The organism is Desulfuromonas versatilis (assembly GCF_019704135.1).
Lineage (GTDB): Bacteria > Desulfobacterota > Desulfuromonadia > Desulfuromonadales > NIT-T3 > Desulfuromonas_A > Desulfuromonas_A versatilis.
Map to the genome: position 1 here is coordinate 3,816,305 of NZ_AP024355.1, position 18,603 is coordinate 3,834,907.

The following is an 18,603-nucleotide window of genomic DNA, read 5'->3' on the forward strand; positions in this document are numbered from 1 at the left end:
CCTTGAATTTTATCAGAAAAAAGCGGGAGAAGTCCCTTGGGCAGGGCCCTCGCCGGCTGCCGCCGACGAGAAAGGCGGGCGGGAAAAGCAGGGGGCGGGCAGCCTTTCTGACTGCTTGCCCCCCGCGAAACTCAGTAACGGAAGGGAAATCCCGGCCGTTTGAGAAGTTCCTTCCATTTCTGCCAGGCGGGAGGCAGCAGCAGGCTCTTGAAACCTGCTCCTGCGCATTCGGTGGTCATGGAGGCCCCGGTGTCCATCCCCACGGCCCGGGTTTCCAGGGGTGCGGCGTCGATATCCTGCACGATGGGCGAAAAATGGCCCGGAACATCCTCCAGGCTGGAAGCCGAAGCGTCCCCAGGCATCCCCAGGGAACAGCCGGCCATGTCGCCCTGGGAGTCGAGGCTGAGCAGCCAGACGTTGAAGCCGTGGCGGATGTCGCTTTCGGCCACCCCGAAGGTTTCCGTGTCGCCGGCGGCCAACAGGCCGCCGGATGTGGCCAGAACCGAGGAGAAGGTATCGGTACGCTCCCCGCCGTAGGTTCTCTGCCAGAGGAGGTTCCCCTCGCCGTCGAGCTTCACCAGCCAGCCATCGAACTCCATTCGGCCGGCGAGCACATAGCCGTCTCCACTCGAGGCGGCCGCGGCGAAACTCTCCCGCTTTTCGCTGCCGATGGTTTTCTGCCAGAGCACGTTGCCGGCCAAATCGAGCATCACCGCCCAGCCGTCTTCATTGAAATCCGCTGCCGAACTGCGTCCGCCGATAAGCAGATAGCCGTCTTCGCTCGGCACTACCGCGCCGAGCGACTCGCCGTCGGCTTCGTTGCCCAGCACCATCTGCCACTGGAGATTGCCGGCCGGATCGAGTTTGGCCACCCAGCCGTCGGAGGACAGTCCCAAGGGGAAAAGGGCGCGGGTGCTGCCGACGACGATAAACCCGTCGGGCACGCTGCGAATCTCCCGAATACCGGTGGCGCCGTCATCCCGGCCATAGGTCTTTTGCCACTGGATGCTGCCGTCGCCAGCCAGCCTGACCACCCAGGCATCGCGAAAGCCCTCGCGGAATGAGTCGGTCTCGCCGGCCAGCACGACTCCGTCGAGGGTGTTGCTGACGGAGGTGAACAAATCGCGGCCACCTCCCCCGAATGCTTGCTGCCAGACAGGCTGGCCATCATGACCGAAGGCGACAACCCAGCCGTCCAGCCGCCGCTCGGGAAAATAAAAGGTCGATCCGGCGGCCACCGCCCCGTGGGAAGTTGGCTGCACGGAAAGAAACGCGTCACTCCAGGCGCCGATAAAACTCTTCTGCCAGAGCATCCGGCCGTGCCCGTCGAGCCTGGTCAGCCAGGCCTTGTCAAAGAGGAAATCCCCATCGATCCGTTGGGCGGTACCGGCCAGCAGGTGGGCTGCGCCGATGCTGCGCATATCGAAGACCCGCTCGTCCATCGGCGCGCCGTAGGTATGAACCTGTCCCGCCGCCAGCCCCGGCTCGGCCGCCCAACAGCCGAGGGCATGAAACACCACCAGCGCACCCGCCATCGCCCCCATCCATGACACGAAACCCCTCATCGCCATATCCTCCTTGATAAAGGCTTGCCGCCGACCCGTAGCAAGGGTAGGCAAGTTCAAAACTACCACAGCAAAACCGGCTGGCAACGGACCACGGCTGCAACTTTAGCATGAGTTTTTTCGCGGCTTTACAGCAAGATATCGATATCACTAAGTGTTTTTCACAAAAAAAATCTCATCCTCTCGGGACAGCTCCTCGCCGTGCGCCAGGCATCGATGCCTGCCCACCGGCGGTTGCAATTGGCTCCGGCATCTGCTAGAAAAAAAGACTCACATTAATCCAAGGAGTTATCATCCCGATGGAGACGCTCGAAACCCTTTGGCAGCAGACCGTGCTGGGCATCAGCGCAGGCCGCTACGCCGCCGCCTTCGCCGTGCTGTTGCTGGCCCTGGTGGCCAAGAAGTTTCTCGCCCACCTGTTCACCCGGCTGCTGAAGCCCCTGGCCCAACGCACCGAAACCCGTTACGACGACGAGCTTATCGCCGGCATCCAGAAACCCGCCGAGCTGCTGGTGGTGATCGGCGGGCTGTTTGTCGGCGTGCAGATCCTGCAGCTGCCCCTGGAGCCGGTCAACGTTCGCCTGTTCGCCTACAACCTGCTCAAGGTGCTGGTGACTTTCGCCGTGGCCTGGACCCTGTTCAACCTGGTGGCCCTGGTCGACACCTTCTTCGGCCGCTGGGTCCACCGCACCGAATCGACCCTCGACGACCATCTGCTCCCTTTTATCCGCAAGAGCCTGCGGGTGTTCATCGTCTTCATCGCCGTTCTCATGGTGATCCAGAACCTCGGCTACTCCATCTCCGGCCTGCTCGCCTCCCTGGGGATCGGCGGCCTGGCCGTGGCGCTGGCGGCCAAAGACACCCTCTCCAACATCTTCGGCTCGCTGATGATCATCCTCGACCGTCCCTTTCACCTGGGCGACTGGGTCAAAGCCGGCGAGCTCGAGGGGGTGGTGGAGGAGGTCGGCTTCCGCTCCACCAAGATCCGCACTTTTGCCAAAACCCTGATCACCGTCCCCAACAACAAGATCGCCGACATGGCCATCGACAACTTCAGCCGCATGCCCAAGCGCCGCATCAAGCTCAGCGTCGGGGTGACCTATGAAACCACCCCGGCCCAGATGCGTCGCGCGGTAGAGGAAATCCGCGCCATGCTCAAGAGCCACCCGGCCATCCACCAGGAGTTCATGCTGGTGCACTTCACCGATTTCGGCGCCAGTTCGCTGGACATCCTGGTCTACTGCTTCACCGGCACCACGGTGTGGGGGGAATACCTCGAGGCGCGCGAGGACGTCTGCCTGAAAATCATGGACATCCTCGAGGGGCTGGGGATGGAGATCGCCTTCCCCAGCCGCAGCCTCTACCTGCGGGGCCCGGGGCAGGACGCACTGCCGGCCGGGGCGGAGGAGATGGCGTGAAATGCAAAAAGCGAGGCGGCGAGCCTCGCTTTTTTTTTTGTTATTGACAGGTTCAGAGACTACTCCCCCTTCACCTCCACGGTGATCTGCCGGCGCGGGGCGGAGCTGGTTTTGGGCAGCACCACCTTGAGCACCCCCTGCTCGCAGCTGGCCCGGGTCTTGTCCTCGTCCACCGTGGCGGGCAGGGAAAAACTGCGCCGGAAGGGACCGTAGCTGCGCTCGATGCGGTGATAGTTCTGCTTTCTCTCCTCACGTTCGAGCTTGCGTTCGCCCTGGATGATCAGGGTGTGATCCTGGATCTGCACGTCGATGTCCTCCTGGCGCACTTCAGGCAGCTCCATGGTGACCACCACCTCAAGCTCGTCCTCGTAGATATCCACCGGCGGCTGCCAGAGGGCCGAATCGAGAGGCTCTCCGAAGGCCCGGTCGCGGCTGAGATCGAAAAGGCGGCTCATCTGCTCCTGCATCGCCCGCAGTTCGCGCAGCGGGTCCCATTTCATAATCGCCATGGCTCTTGCTCCAGCAAAAAAATTCCCAACAAAGGCTTGGTGAGGAGGTCCTCCTGATTGTTGCACACCTACCGGGTTTGATCGGCACCCTGATTCTGCCATTTCTTCAAGCGGTGTTCAACCCTGCGTCCCCTTCTTTTGACAGCCTGCCCCACCACCCGTGGGCAAAAAAGGGCAAAGAACAATGGCGACTCGAACGTACCGCACCCGAAGCCCGACCCGAGACCCTAATCATTCGGGATATTTCAAAAATGCCATCGATTCCCCGCCAGGGACATGTGTAAATTAGCTGGACAAAATAATTTACCCATGATAAAAAACACCATAAAATCATTTACTTATTTAGTTTTTCTTAATCAAATGAACAAGCGGAGCGGGGGGTAGATTCATGGTGGAGCACATCCAGGGCCTGCTAGCCCAAGGGAAGGCGGACGACCGTCAACTTGTCGAAAGCCTCGAACGACTGGCCAGGAAACTCGGCGACGAAACCTACCGGGAGGTCCTGCGGGCCCTGGCCGGCAAGGAATTTCCGGTGGAGCAGGCCAAGAAGTACTGGCAGGCAGCGCTTCAGCACCAGGGTGAATTCTTCTCCGCCCTCCCCCTGGAACAGGGGCTGCGCCCGGCGCTTCTGCACTACCTGCAGAATATCGCGGGCGAGTTTCGCGATCCGCGAATTATCGAAGCCGAACAGCTCAAGGGGCTGGAGAAAGCCTCCCTCACCGACGGGCTCACCGGACTCTTCAACCAGACCTACCTGAAAGCCCACCTCGATCGCCTGCTGGCCAGCCAGCGCCCCTCCGATCAGTACCAGTTCGCCGTCATTCTCTTCGACCTCGACCGCTTCAAACAGTACAACGACCGCTGCGGCCATCTCTGCGGAGACCAAGCCCTGCGGCAGACCGCTGAAACCATCCAGGAACAGGTGCGCCAGGGCGATATCGCCTCGCGCTACGGCGGGGAGGAGTTCGCCGTGGTGCTGCATCGGCTCAACGAGGCCCAGGCCTTCGCCGTGGCCGAACGGATCCGCGCCGGCGTTGAAGACTTGCCCTTCAACCGACAGGAACTGCTCGACACCGGTAACCTGACCATCAGCGGCGGCATTGCGCTTTACCCCAAGGACGGGCTCACCACCGAGGCACTGCTGGACTTTGCCGACCAGCAACTCTACCAGGCCAAGCACGCCCGCAACCAGATCTGCCCCCAGCGCTCCGAGTTCCGCCGCGCCGCCCGCCTGCGGATGCAGTCGATGGTGGAATTCGCTTTGCCCAACCACGAAGTCTTCTACACCGGCTTGACCTTCGACATCAGCCCCGGCGGCATGGCCATCGGCTGCGACGCCGAGATCCAGCCAGGAACCAACCTGCAACTGCGCTTCAAAAAACCCTTTTGGCCGGTGGATCGCAACCTCAGCGCCACGGTGCGCAACATCCGCAGGGACAACCGCGACGGCATCGTCCGCATCGGGCTGCAGTTCGATGAACCCTGGGATGCGATCCAGCCGCTGCTGCCCGAGGCCGTCGCTGCCCGGGAAGCCTCCCAGGCCACGGTGGCAAGGATTGCCGGACTTTCCCGCTAGATCCGGCCGCGGCAGCCTCGAACCTACCCGCGCCCCCGGTTCTGCCGCAGCGGGTCGGGGTCGCGGTCCCGGAACAACTCCTCCAGGCTGATCTGGCGATCGGGCTGCTGCAGGAACACCCGGACCGCATCGACCCGCCGCCGAATTTCGGCCTCGGCCAGTTCACGCAACTCCCCTTCACGCTGCGGCAGCTCCTGATCCAGGCTCGAACCACCGGATCTCTGCTCCCGCCCCAGATCGAGCTTCAGGCGCATCTTCAGCAACTCCCCCAGCCTTTGCCGGTGCCGCTCCCCGAACCGGAAAACCTCCGGCACCAAAGCCGAGAAACTGCGCACCCCGCGGATGTCCCGGCCCTCGATGCGGTAGGCATCGAGGACTTCGGGCTCGAGGTCCCGGAAATTCTGCATCGGCATGTACATGCGGGGCAGGTACTGGAGTACTTTTTCCGCCTTTTTGCGGTGCCCGCCGATAATCACCGAGGCGCCGACCTCGCCGCGCTGAGATCCCTTGGTCCAGGGAGCGCCGGTGATGCCGAAATCGTTGAGCACCGGAAGCTGCAGCAGCACCGAAAGGGTGTTGATCGCCAGGGCGAACCCGGCGGAGGGGCCGCCGACGCTGTAAGAGGCCGACAGCAGCTGGTGATGCAGGCTGTAGCCGTCGAGAAATTCCCCGAACAGCCGGGGCACGTTGAGTTCGGGGCAGAGCGCCTGCAGGTAGTTCTCGACCAGGGTCAGCGCCTCGCGGGCGCTCTGGTGGGTCATCTGCACCGCCAGGTCGAGCTCGGCCGCCCCCGGCGCGGCCGAGGAGACCGCCCCGGTGACCACGATCTTCTCGGGAAACATCCGGTAAACCAGCGAGGAGGCGATGGGCAGCAAAACCCCGCTGGTGTCGTTGGCCCCCACCCCCACCACGAAGCCGACCTGAGGCTCTTCGGAGAGCTCGGTTTCCAGAAACTCGTCAAGCTGCTGCTTCCCCTTGCGGGTGGGGCTGCCGGCCAGTTGCTGGCGCGCACTGCCGAGATGCCACCGGGTTACCGGATAGACCCCCTCGCGGTGGAGCGGGGCGAGCTGCTCGGCGACCTGGTCAAGGATCCGCAGCAATCCCTCTTCCCCCTGGCGGGCCTGCAGCACCAGGCTGGGCTCGCCCCCCGCCCCCTCGAGCAGGCCGACCAGGGTCTTGTAATTGAAGCGCACGAAGCGCCCCCGCTCCTCCGCCGAGCCGCCCACCGCGTCCATCAGCTTGCCCAGCACCTCGGCCTCGGTGGAGCGCTGGCTGCGGATCTTTTCGGCGAAGGCGGTAAAATCGGCAGGAGTTTCGCAGATGCTGCGCGCCGCCTTGACCATCTCCTCGAAGTTCAACCCCGGCTCCAGGGGCAGTTCGCCGAGCTCCTTGCGCATGATGCGCTGGGCGTCGTCATCGCGCATGTGCCCGGTGACGTTGAGGACCTTGAGGCGCTTGGAGCGGATCAGCGCCGGGTCGAGGATGTCGAGGCGATTGGTGGTCAGCACGGTGAACACCCTGGAAAGGGGCGACTCGCCGTCGATGATGGAGAGAAACTTGTTGGTCACCTTGTCATAGGGGCTGCCCCCCTGGGGCGAGCGGCGCGGCGCCACCGCGTCTCCCTCGTCGAAGAAGACCATCGACGGGGAAATCATTTTCGCAATGTCGTAGACCTTCTCCAGGTTCTCCACCATCCCCTCGAGGGGGTTGACCGGATCGGTGAGGTCGCTGAGATTGACCACCAGGTCCTGCACCTCGCGGTTGTCCCCCAGCCAGGCGCGCACCATGTAGGTCTTGCCCGAGCCGGGCGGGCCGGTGAGCACCACCCCCTTCTCGTCGCTGATGTTGTAGTAAAGGGCGTTGTTGGCCATCTCCGAGAATTCGTTCTTGATCCCGCCGATGTACTCCTCCCAGCGCACGCTGCGGTCCATGTGGCTGACGGCCTTCTTGTAGAGCGAACCGTAGACGTTCTTGGCCACCGACTTGAAGGCGTCGCGCACCAGGTACTGGTCGTCGAGAAAGGCCGGGTGGAAATCCTCGCGGAAGGCGATGATCGAGTCGATCAGCCGGCGCACGTAGGCCGGGGTGATGCGCAGGCTGCGCTCGCGGAAGATGGGGTAGAGCTTGTCGACGGTCTCCTCCAGGCCGCGCTCGCTGATGTAGCGCTCGGTGCCGCTCCCGGGGGGAGAACCGAAGGAGAAATTCTTGCGCCGCAGCTCCATGCGCACCACTTCCTTGAGGTTGGCCGGATCGAGCCAGACCTCGCTCATGTCGAGCACCAGCCCGCGCTCGACGAAGCGGCGATAGATGGCCGGATCGAAGGCCTCGGGCTGATCGGTGGTGGCGATCATCAGGCAGTCGCGGCGGCCGTAGGCGATCTCGTCGAGGATGATGTTGGCGGTGTCGATCAGGGTCGCCTGTTGCCCCTTGACCGAGGAGAGCTGGTCGGGGCGGCCGAAGGCGGAATGCGCCTCCTCCAGGTGGCGGATGCTGGTGCGGCGCGGGTCGCCCATGGCGCGCTTGAGGTAGTTGCCGGGCTCGCCGGCCCAGGCGGTCTGGTAGTCGTTGGGGGTGATCATGGCGTAATCGACCCACACCCCCTCCTCCTCGAGCGACGAGAGGGCCTGGCCGATCCGTTCGCGAAACAGGTACTTGACGATGGGCAGCCGCGAATAGAGGCGCAGCCGCTCCACCTTCTTGCGCCGCGCCATGCGCACCGCCAGTTCCGGGTCGACGTCCTCGAGGCTGCGCCAGAAGGGCTCGTTGGCCAGCACCTCGTCCTTTTTCGCCTCGAGGTCGACCTTGGGGCGCACCTCGGAGCTGAACACCGCCTCTTCGACCGCCTGCTTCACCGTGGCGCTCTTGCCGCTGCCCGAGCCGCCGATGACCAGCACCAGGGGGGCCCGGGGAACCGCCGGGTCTTCGGTGTATTCCTTGAGGATATGGGCGTGGTAGAGCTTGCGAAAGGTGTCCAGGATGGCCCGGGGGGTGAAGATGTCGGCCGTCTCCCGCTGGAGCAGGTAGCTCAGGTACTGGTAATCATGCCAGTCGAGCTCGCGGCTGAGGATCTTGTCCCAGGCGGCCGAGGCACTGGGCGAGCCGGCGACCTCGAAGCGTCGCCGCCAGTCGTTGAGCAGCACCGGGTCGCGCAGGATCTGGAAGCTGCGCTCGGGCGGGTTGAACAGACGGCGCAGTACCCCCTTGAGAATCTCCAGGGGGGAGCGGTGGGGGTTGTACTGCTGCAGGCGCCGCAGTACGAACAGCCGCGTCTCGAACCCCCAACCGGCGACCAGGGTTTCAATCTGTTTTATCCGCCTCTCGGAGAGCCTTACGTACACCGGGCTGCGGGTTTTCCTGGGCCTGGCCATTGGCGGGCGCAACGTCCTTTCTGTCATTGAGGACCGGCGGAGCCGGCAATACCACGGGAGGGGTGCCGGTGGTGCTGTTCAGAACGAAGGTATTCTGCCCCTGCTGGTTCTTCTCGTAGGCGGTGGCCCACTTCTGCTGGTTGAGAAACTCGAAAAGGAAGCGGTCCTCGCCGTCCTTGAGGTCGAGGGACTGCCGGAACTCGCGAATGGAGTCGCTGAAGGCGGCGTAGAGCTTGCGGGTGCGGCTCGCCTCGAGGTCGGCGGCGTAGTTCTCCGCCTCGGCGATCAACTCGCGGCGCTTCTTCTCCTCGCTGGCCTCGGCCAGCTTGTCGCCGAAGCGGGTGTCGCGCAGCACGAAGGAGACCACCTCGATGCCGTATTTCTCCTCCAGGTTGGGCCCCCCCTCGTTGATGGCCCGCTTCTTCAGGGCCTGGTAGATCTGCTCCTTGATCTTCTCCCGCTCCGAGACCAGGTCGTCGACCGAGTGGCTCTGCATGACGTCCTTGACGATGCCGTCGTAGTCGTTCTGCAGCAGCACCATGGGCTGCTTGTTCTCGATCCCCCAGCGTTCCAGGTCGGTGATGCGAAAGGTCATCATGGCGCTGGTCCACAGGGCGACATTGCCCAGCGACATGATCCGCTGGGCCTCGGCCTTGCCGCCGAGGTGGAGGTCCTGGTTCATCAGGGGGACCTCCTGCTCGAGTCGGGTGAAAAACGGCAGCCGGGTATGCCAGCCGACCGTCTGCACAACCCGCCGCTCCCCGGAGAGGTCCTCCAGGATGACCGCGTAATTGCGCCGCACCTTGTAGATGGTCTTGGTGGCGTAGATCAGGGCCACCGCGTTGTAGAGCATGGCCCCCAGCAGCAACAGTAGAAACCCGCGCTTGAAGAAGGTCCTTACCCTGGCCCGCTGCAGCAGGCGAAAACGCTGTTCAGACTCCAATAGCCACCTCCCGAAAATCGCTGTCAAGAAAAGTATAACACCTTTTCTTAGATTCCAAGAAAAGAATTATCCAGCATTAGCGGCCACGAAGACTGACCAGGCAGCACCATGGCCGATCCATAAAAACCACCCTGGAATCTTTCCAAAACATTGTTTTCCTCAGTCCCGGTTGAAGGCTTTTTCAGCCTGTGCTAACGTGCAGTTCTCATTTTAACACACCGGGGAGACTATCTGGCTGCAAGGAGGGATCACCCATGTCCAGCAAGGTCCATTTCGCCGACATGCGCGCGGGGTCGCGCGAGAATCTGTTTGAGAAGCTGCGTCGGCTGGTCGATGCGGCGGGGATCATGCACGTGGTGGGCAAGGCCGACCTGACGGCGGTCAAGGTGCACTTCGGGGAAAAAGGGGGCCACGCTTACGTGCGCCCGGTGTTTCTGCGGCACATCGTCGAGCGGGTCAAGGAGCTGGGGGGCAAACCGTTCCTCACCGACAGCAACACCCTGTACCCGGGCGAGCGCAAGGAAGCCGTCTCGGCGCTGACCTGCGGCATCGAAAACGGCTTCGCCTACGCCGTTGCGGGAGCGCCACTGATCATGTGCGACGGGCTGCGCGGACACTCCTCCCGGCGGGTAAACCCGGGCGGGGAACTGCTGAAGAGCGTGGATATCGGTCTGGAGGTCCTCGAGGCCGATGCCCTGATTGCCGTTTCCCACTTCAAATGCCACGAACTGACGGGGTTCGGCGGGGCCATCAAGAATCTCGGCATGGGCTGCTCGAGCCGGGAGGGGAAACTGGAGCAGCACTCCACGGTGGCTCCGAAGGTCGCCGAAAGCTACTGCACGGCCTGCGCCGCCTGCCTCAAGGCCTGCGCCCACGACGCCATCCGCTTTGTCGAGGGCAAGGCCCGCATCGATGCCGAGAGCTGCGTCGGCTGCGGCCGCTGCATCACCATCTGCGAGGAGACCGCCATCAAGATCCAGTGGAATGCCGAGGCGCCGCTGGTCATGCGAAAAATGGCCGAATATGCCAAGGGTGCCCTTTACGGCAAAGGGGGCAAGGGGCTGTTCGTCAACTTCATCACCCAGGTCTCCCCCGCCTGTGACTGCTACGGCCATTCGGACGCCGCCATCGTCGCCGACATCGGCATTCTCGCCTCCAGCGACCCGGTGGCCCTGGACCAGGCCTGCGCCGACCTGGTCAACCAGGCCCAGGGTCTGCCGGGCACGGCGCTGCGCAGCGGTCTCGAGCCGGGCGGCGACAAGTTCCGCGGGGTCCATCCCGAGATCGACTGGGAAGTGACCCTCGAACACGCCGAAAAAATCGGCCTCGGCAGCCGCAGCTACGAACTGCTGAGATTGGAGCCGAAAAACAGCAAGGGGTGGTGAGCCCCGCCCCGGCGGAGCGGCGGCTCGGGGGGAGGATTCAGGGGCGGAACATCCTGGGCTTACGCTTTACCGCTCCCGCAGGCGCCCTTCCAGGCGGGCAAACATTCGGCTCCCCGACGGGCCCCGGAAGCCTCCCAGTCCCACCAGCTGCAGGTCGTCGTCAACCCGGCGAATGCCCACCACCCGGTAGGGCAGCAGGAAGCTCAGCGCCAGCCCCAGCATCAGCAGAATCGAGGCGCACCAGACCAGGGGCTCGCCGGGGTCCTTGGAGAACTGAAAACCGGCATACCAGAAGCCGAACTGGTCCTGGTCGAAGGCGGTCTGGTAAATGGCCACCCCGCGATGCACCAGCGGCCGGTTCACCTCGATCACCCCCTGCCTGACCACCTGCCCCCCCTCCAGGATCGACACCTCGCTGTGGGTCTGCCTGAGGACCGGATCGCGAAAGGCGGTTGGCACCACCACCAGGTCGAAGCCCGGGGGGCCGTCAAAGGATTGGCCCTCGGGGGTCGCCCGGTAAACGCCCCAGGGGACGCCGCTGCGAAGAATTTCCAGGGTCAGCTGCCGCTTGGCGATCTCGAACTGCTTCACCCCTGCCGAAAATCCCGGTTTTGGCAAGGGAACGACTTCGCCTTCGCGGGTGGTGATTTCCTCCAGCACATCTCCCTGCGCCGACGAAACCTGGAACTGCAGTTCCAGGGGATAGTAACGCGGCTCGAAGGCATCGAGGCGGAATTCGAAACCCAGTTCCCGGTCGCCACCGCGGTCCCAGTCCAGGATGACCCCGCTTTTCTTCCCGACGTGGATATTGAGGGTGCCGACGAAACCGAACTCCCCCGCCAGGGCTCCGGCCATGATGGCCAGGCAGCTGAGGTGGACCAGGGTCGAACCCCAGCGGCCGGCCCGGCCGCGCACCGCCAGCACCTGTTCCCCTTGCTGCTCGGTGCGGTAGCCCATCCCCCTGAGTTCGCTCACCAGGGCTGCGAAAACGGTATCGCTCGGCAACGAGGAGCGTAAAGGCAGGGCAAACATCTGCTCGGAACCAAGGGTCTCCAACTGGCGGCGCCGATCTCCCAGGTTGCGCCGGATGGTCTTCAGGGTGCAGACCACCAGGTTCAGCGCCAGCAGGCCGAGCAACAGCCGGAACCAGGGCGTTTGATAGAAAACCTCGTAACGGTTGTCGGCCACCGGGCGAAGGGTGCCGGCGACCGAAACCAGGGCCAGTCCGAGAAGCAGGCCGAGGGTCAGGCGCAGGGAGCTGAAAAAGCGAATAAACATGTCTGGTCCAGCGGTTGATGGTCAATTGACGGAGGGGTCCCCCCCTTCCCCCTGGAGAGGGGCGGGGCGAGATGCCCATGGTCCGACTAGCGATGCAAATCCGGGGCCGAAACTTGCGTCATCGCGACCTCGGCGGCAAGAGCGGACAGCAGGGCCTCGGCATCGGCCTGCCGGGAGGGGGGATAGCTGATTTCGATCAGGGCCTCGCGGTTATCGAGAGTGCTCATGAAAGCCAGGCCGTCATAACTTTCGAGAATAAACCGCAGGTAAGCGATCTGGGATCGATCGATCCGGTAATGGCGCTTGGAAAACATCTGCTCCATGAAGACCTCCGCGGGCGGCCGGGGGCGGCTTTTCAATCCGGCGCATTCTGTTAGAATTTAAGCGATTTTTCTCCTCCACCCAGCCAAGCAGCCGGTGACCCCGGCGCCAGGAAGAGAGGCCGCTTATGATTGTCGCCGTCCCCAAGGAGATCAAAACCCGCGAATATCGCGTAGGCCTGACCCCCGCCGGAGTGCGTACCCTGGTCGAGGACGGGCACCGGGTGCTGGTCCAGGCCGGCGCCGGGCTCGGCAGCGGCATTCCCGACCAGGCCTACCAGGCAGCCGGGGCCGAGCTGCGGGAAGCGGCCAGGGAAATCTACGCCAGCGGGGAACTGATCGTCAAGGTCAAGGAACCGGCAGCGGCGGAATATGAACTGCTGCGTGGCGGCCAGCTGCTGTTCACCTACCTGCACCTGGCCCCGGCTCCCGAACTGACCCGGCTGCTGCTGGAGCGCGAGGTGGCGGGGATCGCCTACGAAACGGTGCAGCTCGACAGCGGTCATCTGCCGCTGCTGCACCCGATGAGCGAGGTGGCCGGACGCATGTCGGTCCAGGTGGGGGCCTACTATCTGCAGAAGGAGAACGGCGGCAAGGGGGTGCTGCTGGGCGGCGCTCCGGGAGTGCGGGCGGCCCGGGTGGTGATCCTCGGCGCCGGCACCGCCGGCGGCAACGCCATGCGCATCGCGGTGGGCATGGGTGCCGACGTCAGCGTGCTCGACATCGACCCGACCCGCCTCGCCTACTGGGACGAGCATTACGGCAACCGCATCCAGACCCTGATGTCCAACTCGCAGAACATCGAGGACGAGGTGTGCCGCGCCGACCTGCTGATCGGCGCGGTGCTGGTCGCCGGGGCGCGGGCGCCGATGCTGGTGAGCCGCGAACTGGTCGGGCGCATGGCGCCGGGGAGCGTGATCGTCGACATCGCCGTCGACCAGGGGGGCTGCGTGGAGACCATCCACCCCACCACCCACGACCACCCGGTGTTCATGGTGGACGAGGTGGTCCACTACGGGGTGGCCAACATGCCCGGCGCGGTCTCCAACACCAGCACCTTCGCCCTGACCAACTCCACCCTGCCCTACGTGCGCAGGATCGCCGGTTTCGGCCTGAGCCGCGCCGCCAAGGCCGACGAGGCGCTGCGCAAGGGGGTCAACACCTACAAGGGGACGCTCTGCAACGAGTTGGTGGCCCGGGCGCTGAACCTGGAGTATCACCCTTATGTGCCTTGATCAGCGGCGGGCAGCCGAGGGCGCAATATTTTGCGCCCTGCCCGTAACCGCTCCGACGGAGGTAAACGGGGGAGGCCTGCGTTAAATCCGACAGAAATTATCAATCAGATACCGTGCGATGCTCCTCTTGGGCGGCAGGGTCGGCAGCCTGTCCACGTCGAACCAGCGCGCGTCCTCCAGCTCCTTCTCCTCCACCACCACCTCGCCGTCAAGGTACTCGGCGGTGAACCCGGTCATCAGCTGACTGGGGAAGGGCCAGCTCTGGCTCCCCAGGTAACGCACGTTCTGCACCCGCACCCCGGTCTCCTCGCGCACCTCGCGCGCCACCGCCTCTTCCAGACATTCGCCGAAATCGACGAAACCGGCCACCAGGCTGTAGCGCCCCTCGGGCCATTCGGCCTTGCGGGTCAGCAGCACCTGGCCGGGGCGACGCACGATGACGATGACGCAGGGGTGAATGTGGGGGAAATGGCTGTAGCCGCACATGCGACACTTCCTGCCCCATTCGCCGGGGAGCGGATCGGTCGGTGCGCCGCATTTGGAGCAGAAGCCGCTGTTGGACTTCCAGTGCAGAATCTGCCCGGCGAGCCCGCCGAGGGAGAGCTGCTCGATGGCGAGCAGCGGCTGGGTGGCAAGCAGGTTATGGGCCTCCAGCCCCGCCGGCAACTCCTGCTGCCGGGAAAGCCGCAGGGCCCGGCAGGGGCGTCCCTGCCAGCTGCCGATGTAGACCGGCTCGCGGGTTTCGTCGACAAGCCCCGCCGGCAGCGGCCCCGCCGGCAGCTCCGGCGAACCGGCGACCGAGGTCATCAGCAGTTCGCTGCCACGCAGAAGCACCCAGGCCCCCTCGCCCCCGGGGTCCTCGGCCGAAGTCGCCATCTGCAAGGAGCCCTCGAGGCACTGGCGGTTGAAGGGGAGGTGCAGCGGCGAAGGGTAGTTCTCGGGCAAAGGAGACATGCGGAAACCTTTAGAAGATGGATTCGATGTTCAGGTCCCGCGGTCCACGGTCCACGGTCCACGGCCCCTAACTATAGCGGATCGCCCGGGCCGGGTCGAGCCTGGAAGCCTTCCAGGCGGGGTAAAGTCCCCCCAGAATCGCGGTGGCCAGGGTCAGCAGGTTGGCGGCCAGCAGATCGCCGGGGAGCAGGTGGGCGCGGATCACGTGGCCGGCGGCGAAGTACTGGTTGGCGCTGGTGAAGCGGGTCAGGTCGATGCCGTGGCTCCCCAGCCAGAGACAGGCGGCCACCCCGAAAAGGCTGCCGCACAGCGCGGCCACCAGCCCCAGGCAGAGCGATTCGGCGCAGATCAGCGCGACCACCCCGCCCGGGCGCATGCCGATGGCGCTGAGGATCCCCAGCTCGCGAAAGCGCTCGTAGATGATCATGGTCATGGTGTTGACGATCCCCAGGGCGACGATGGCGAAGACGATGAGGATCAGCACCTGCAGGGTGGCGTCGTTGAGCTCGATGAGCTGGACCAGGTCCGGGGACATCTGCCGCCAGTCCCGCACCTGAAAGCGCCCCTCGTCCAGCCGGGCGCGCAGCTCCCCGGCAAGGGCCGAGGCAGCCGCCGGTTCGGTGCGCACCGCCAGTTCGGTGACCAACTCTTCGGCCTGGAGAAATTCCTGGGCGGTACCCAACGGCAGGTAGACGTGGGTGCGATCGAAGGCGGCCAGGCTGGTACGATAGAGTCCGCCGACGGTGAAGCGTCGGGTGACGGGCCGGCCGAACAGCCCCTGGGCCATCAGCGTCACCTCTCCCCCCTCTTCGACGCCGAGGCTTCCGGCGAGCGCCGCACCGAGCAGGATCTCATCCCCCGCCGTGGGAAAACGGCCCGCCACCAACTTCTCGGCGATCAGCGTCACTTGGGGTTCAGTCGTGGGGTCGACCCCTGACAGCAGCACCGTGGAACTGTGGGCTCCGGCCAGCAGCATGGCCGGGGCCTTGATCCGCCGACTGTAGGGGGCCCGCGCTTGGCGCAGCAGCTCCTCGGCGGGTGCCGGGTCGGCCAGGGGGCGCAGGGCGGCCAGGTTCGGCTCGTAGCCGGCGGCGTGGATCTGTACGGTGCCCGACTCGAGGCGCACCGAGCCCTCGACCATCTCGCGGTGCAGGCCGACCTTGAGGGCCTGGAAAACGATCAGGCAGAACAGCCCGAAGCCGATGGTGGTAACGGTGATCAGCGAACGGCGCGGGTTGCGGCGCAGGTTGCGCAGCGCCATGCGCAGTTGCAGGGACGACAAAGGATTCATGGGTCCTCGGGCCTGCGGGCAGTGAAGAACGAGACCAGCCCGTGCACGTGATCGACCCGCTTTACCTCGACAAAACCGGCCTTCGCCATCAGCCCCGGCAGCAGGCCGCGCAGGTTGTCCTCCAGTTCCTTCTGCACCAGCAGCACCCGCCCCCCCCACCCCATCAGCCAGCCCCACCAGGTGGTGGGGCGGTCGATGTCGGCGGTGACCAGCCGGCCGCCGGGGCGCAGCACCCGGTACATCTCGGCAAAGGCCCTTATTTTCAGCTCGGTGTCGATGTGATGGGTGAACATGGAGTTGACCACCAGGTCAAAGCTGGCATCGGGGAAATCGAGAGCTTCAGCCACCCCGGCGGCAAAGTGTGCGGGCACCCCGGTCCGGCGGGCTTTGGCGGCGGCGATGGCGATCATCTTCGGCGCCGCATCGACTCCCACCGCCTCGCCGGGCGCCTCCAGGCGTCGGGCGATCTGCAGGGTCAGGGTGCCGGTGCCGCAGCCGACGTCGAGAATCCGGTCCGTCGGCGAGAAGGCCATGTGCTCCAGAGTCTTATCCCGAAAACGCCGCTCCCTGCCGAAGGAGAGCCCCTCGATGACCGGGTCGTAGAGCCATGCGACGTGGTTGAGGTCACGACCGCGGGTTTTCGGCACCTCAGGCGGCATGGCGCACGTCCAGGTTCTCGGTGAACCGGGCATCGGCGGGCAGCAGCCTGAGCAGGTGCCCGACGCCGCGCAGCCGGAACAGGTAACGGATCAGCTCCAGGGCGCGGGGGCGGGTCAGCCAGAAACCGGCTTCGTGCAGGCGGTCGAAGCCGTCGAGCGCCTCGCCGATGGCCCTCTGCATCACTCGCGAGGCCGACTCGGCAAAGGCCCTGTCGATGGGCGATTGGGCGCTGTTCTCACCCCTCAGTAGCTGGTCGAGGCGGCCGCGTTCGGCGGCACTCCCCTCGTGCTGCACCGAGGAGACCAGGTAGTTATGCCGGCGGTCGCGCAAATCGTCGTAGAAATCGGTCAGGTCGTCGATCACCTGCAGGGCCATGCCGATGCCGTAGATGCCCCGATCGGCCTTGGCCAGGGGCTCGCGCAGCGAGGCTTCGATCAGCAGCGGCGCGACGAAGGCGAGCCGCAGCAGGTTGCCCCCCTTGTACATATGGACGCTGGCGAGGATCTCCTCGGGAGGCAGGACCTGGCGCACCCCGCCCTCCTCCGTGGCCTCCTCCTCGCCGATGGGGACCATCGCGGTGAAGATCTCGCGGTTGATCCGCTGCCCCTGCTCGCGACTGACCAGCCCCCGTTCGCGGGCCTCGTCGACGGCCTGGAACAGAAACCGGTCGAAGAGCAGGATGTGCATTACGCTCTTGAAGCGGGTGGCCTCGGCAGGGAAACGCAGCGGCAGCATCTCCTTGTACTCGTCGTCGAGCAGATTGTCGGTGCCGGTGACGATGCCGCGGATGGCGTGGTTGAGCACCCCGTAGAACAGCCGCCGCTCGCGATCGATGCCGACGGCCTTGTAGATGGCCAGAAACAGGGTGGAGAAGAAATTGCGCTGGGCGTATTTGAGCATTCCCGGGGCGGGCCCGGCGGGGACAAGGTAACGCGGCTCCAGGGTCTGCTCCAGCAGACGCCTGGTTTCGGCTTCCACCAGGCGGTGCTCCTGGAGCGCCGGATAGAGCCGGCGCATGGCGATGATCGATCTCATGACGGCAACCTTCTGTTGGGCGGCCGGGGGACCAGCAGCGGAACCTGCCGCCGGTAGGCCCGGAACTTCCCGGCAAAGCGTTTCTCGAGATATCTCTCCTCCCGGCGCAGAAAACGGAGCTGCAGCGCCAGGAAAACCGGGATGCTGACCAGCAGCATCCCCCAGGAGCGCACCAGCAGCGCCACCCCGACGGCGGTCAGGTCGTAGCCGAAGAACATCGGGTGACGACACCAGGCGTAGCTGCCGCCCGTGACCAGGCGCCGGGCGGGGAATTGGGGATTGGGCGTCCCCTCCCCCAGGCGGGCCAGGTCGGCGGTGGCCTTGCAAATGAACCCCGAGCCTGCGGCGAACAGCAGGGCACCTCCCCACAGGGGCCAGGCCCCGCCCCCCAGCGGCGGCAGCAGCAGGTCGGCCAGCTTGCCGCCGGCCAGCACCGCGCCGGGGATGTAGATCCAGTAGATCAGGGCGTCGCGCAACTGGGCCTTGCGCCGCCGGCGCAACGCGGCCGTGTCTTTAATCATACCGCTTGCCGGCCTTTAAAGAAGCCCCCGCTGACGGGCCAGCAGCAGCGCCAGCTGGGTCTTGCCATCGGGGATGGCGCCGGCGGCCAGCATCTGCAACGCCTCGGCAACCGGCATCGGGCGCACCTCGATATACTCGTCGGGCTCCAGTTCCCGGGGGACGGGGCTCAGCTCGCGGGCGAGGAACAGGTGCACCACCTCGTCGCAGAAACCGACCGCGGTCAGCATCTCGCCGAGCTTCTCGATCTGCCCGGCGCGGTAGCCGACCTCCTCCTGCAGCTCGCGCGCGACACAGTCCGAGGGAGGCTCCCCCGGCTCGAGGCGCCCGGCGGGGATCTCCCAGACCATGCCGCCTCCGGCGGGCCGGTACTGGCGGATCAGCACGATACGTCCGTCGGCCAGCAGCGGCAGCACCGCCGCGCCGCCGGGGTGGCGGACGATCTCGAAATCGGCCACTCGACCGTCGGGCAGGGCGTGCTCTTCGATACCCAGGGAGACGATGCGCCCCTGGAAGATGTCGCGTTTGTTGGTGGCCATGGAATCGC

Annotated in this window: 16 protein-coding genes; 4 read left to right on the top strand and 12 right to left on the bottom strand. The window is 65.1% G+C overall.

Annotated features, from left to right (window positions below; all coding sequences use genetic code 11):
• Positions 1-131 precede the first annotated feature (131 nt).
• Positions 132-1,565 (bottom strand): PQQ-like beta-propeller repeat protein, encoded by a 1,434-nt coding sequence (locus tag DESUT3_RS17230; protein WP_221249709.1) that lies wholly within the window; start codon positions 1,563-1,565, stop codon positions 132-134.
• Positions 1,566-1,864: 299 nt separating this feature from the next.
• On the opposite strand from DESUT3_RS17230, the gene DESUT3_RS17235 reads away from it, so the two are divergent.
• Entirely contained in the window at positions 1,865-2,983 is a 1,119-nt protein-coding gene (locus DESUT3_RS17235) for a mechanosensitive ion channel family protein (RefSeq protein WP_221249710.1), read from the top strand.
• Positions 2,984-3,042: 59 nt separating this feature from the next.
• Here DESUT3_RS17235 and DESUT3_RS17240 read toward each other — a convergent pair whose 3' ends face one another.
• Positions 3,043-3,492, bottom strand: a complete 450-nt coding sequence (locus DESUT3_RS17240) for an Hsp20/alpha crystallin family protein (protein ID WP_221249711.1) — start codon at positions 3,490-3,492, stop codon at positions 3,043-3,045.
• 388 nt (positions 3,493-3,880) lie between these two features.
• On the opposite strand from DESUT3_RS17240, the gene DESUT3_RS17245 reads away from it, so the two are divergent.
• Positions 3,881-5,068 (top strand): diguanylate cyclase, encoded by a 1,188-nt coding sequence (locus tag DESUT3_RS17245; RefSeq protein ID WP_221249712.1) that lies wholly within the window; start codon positions 3,881-3,883, stop codon positions 5,066-5,068.
• A gap of 23 nt (positions 5,069-5,091) precedes the next feature.
• Here DESUT3_RS17245 and DESUT3_RS21165 read toward each other — a convergent pair whose 3' ends face one another.
• Together DESUT3_RS21165 and DESUT3_RS17255 are read right to left on the bottom strand one after the other, a co-directional pair.
• Complete coding sequence (locus DESUT3_RS21165) at positions 5,092-8,436, bottom strand: AAA family ATPase (protein WP_221249713.1); 3,345 nt, start codon at positions 8,434-8,436, stop codon at positions 5,092-5,094.
• Positions 8,366-9,379, bottom strand: coding sequence for an SPFH domain-containing protein (locus tag DESUT3_RS17255; protein WP_225911549.1), 1,014 nt, complete (start codon positions 9,377-9,379; stop codon positions 8,366-8,368). The genes DESUT3_RS21165 and DESUT3_RS17255 overlap by 71 nt, the downstream gene beginning before the upstream one ends.
• A 254-nt stretch (positions 9,380-9,633) precedes the next feature.
• Between DESUT3_RS17255 and DESUT3_RS17260 the strand changes: the two genes are divergently transcribed.
• Positions 9,634-10,764 carry a DUF362 domain-containing protein gene (locus DESUT3_RS17260; protein WP_221249715.1) on the top strand — a complete coding sequence of 377 codons (1,131 nt, stop codon included), beginning with the start codon at positions 9,634-9,636 and terminating at the stop codon, positions 10,762-10,764.
• Positions 10,765-10,830: 66 nt separating this feature from the next.
• Here DESUT3_RS17260 and DESUT3_RS17265 read toward each other — a convergent pair whose 3' ends face one another.
• Entirely contained in the window at positions 10,831-12,042 is a 1,212-nt protein-coding gene (locus tag DESUT3_RS17265; protein ID WP_221249716.1) for a cytochrome c biogenesis protein ResB, read from the bottom strand.
• 86 nt (positions 12,043-12,128) lie between these two features.
• On the bottom strand, positions 12,129-12,365 hold the full coding sequence (locus tag DESUT3_RS17270; RefSeq protein ID WP_221249717.1) for a DUF4911 domain-containing protein: 237 nt from the start codon (positions 12,363-12,365) through the stop codon (positions 12,129-12,131).
• Between the two features lie 125 nt (positions 12,366-12,490).
• Between DESUT3_RS17270 and ald the strand changes: the two genes are divergently transcribed.
• On the top strand, positions 12,491-13,597 hold the full coding sequence (ald, locus tag DESUT3_RS17275) for an alanine dehydrogenase (RefSeq protein ID WP_221249718.1): 1,107 nt from the start codon (positions 12,491-12,493) through the stop codon (positions 13,595-13,597).
• Between the two features lie 81 nt (positions 13,598-13,678).
• Here ald and nudC read toward each other — a convergent pair whose 3' ends face one another.
• The 6 genes from nudC to DESUT3_RS17305 form a co-directional block, all read right to left on the bottom strand.
• Positions 13,679-14,551, bottom strand: a complete 873-nt coding sequence (gene nudC / locus DESUT3_RS17280; RefSeq protein ID WP_225911550.1) for an NAD(+) diphosphatase — start codon at positions 14,549-14,551, stop codon at positions 13,679-13,681.
• 67 nt (positions 14,552-14,618) lie between these two features.
• The gene (locus tag DESUT3_RS17285) at positions 14,619-15,842 is read right to left on the bottom strand and encodes an ABC transporter permease (RefSeq protein WP_221249719.1); all 1,224 of its coding nucleotides are present in this window, start codon (positions 15,840-15,842) and stop codon (positions 14,619-14,621) included.
• Positions 15,839-16,501 carry a methyltransferase domain-containing protein gene (locus tag DESUT3_RS17290; RefSeq protein ID WP_221249721.1) on the bottom strand — a complete coding sequence of 221 codons (663 nt, stop codon included), beginning with the start codon at positions 16,499-16,501 and terminating at the stop codon, positions 15,839-15,841. Before DESUT3_RS17290 ends, DESUT3_RS17285 begins: the two co-directional genes overlap by 4 nt.
• A complete protein-coding gene (locus tag DESUT3_RS17295; protein ID WP_221249722.1) occupies positions 16,491-17,537 on the bottom strand; it encodes a class 1 isoprenoid biosynthesis enzyme in 1,047 nt (348 codons plus the stop codon). Before DESUT3_RS17295 ends, DESUT3_RS17290 begins: the two co-directional genes overlap by 11 nt.
• Positions 17,534-18,058, bottom strand: coding sequence for a methyltransferase family protein (locus DESUT3_RS17300; RefSeq protein ID WP_221249724.1), 525 nt, complete (start codon positions 18,056-18,058; stop codon positions 17,534-17,536). Before DESUT3_RS17300 ends, DESUT3_RS17295 begins: the two co-directional genes overlap by 4 nt.
• A gap of 15 nt (positions 18,059-18,073) precedes the next feature.
• On the bottom strand, positions 18,074-18,595 hold the full coding sequence (locus tag DESUT3_RS17305; RefSeq protein ID WP_221249725.1) for an NUDIX hydrolase: 522 nt from the start codon (positions 18,593-18,595) through the stop codon (positions 18,074-18,076).
• Positions 18,596-18,603 lie beyond the last annotated feature (8 nt).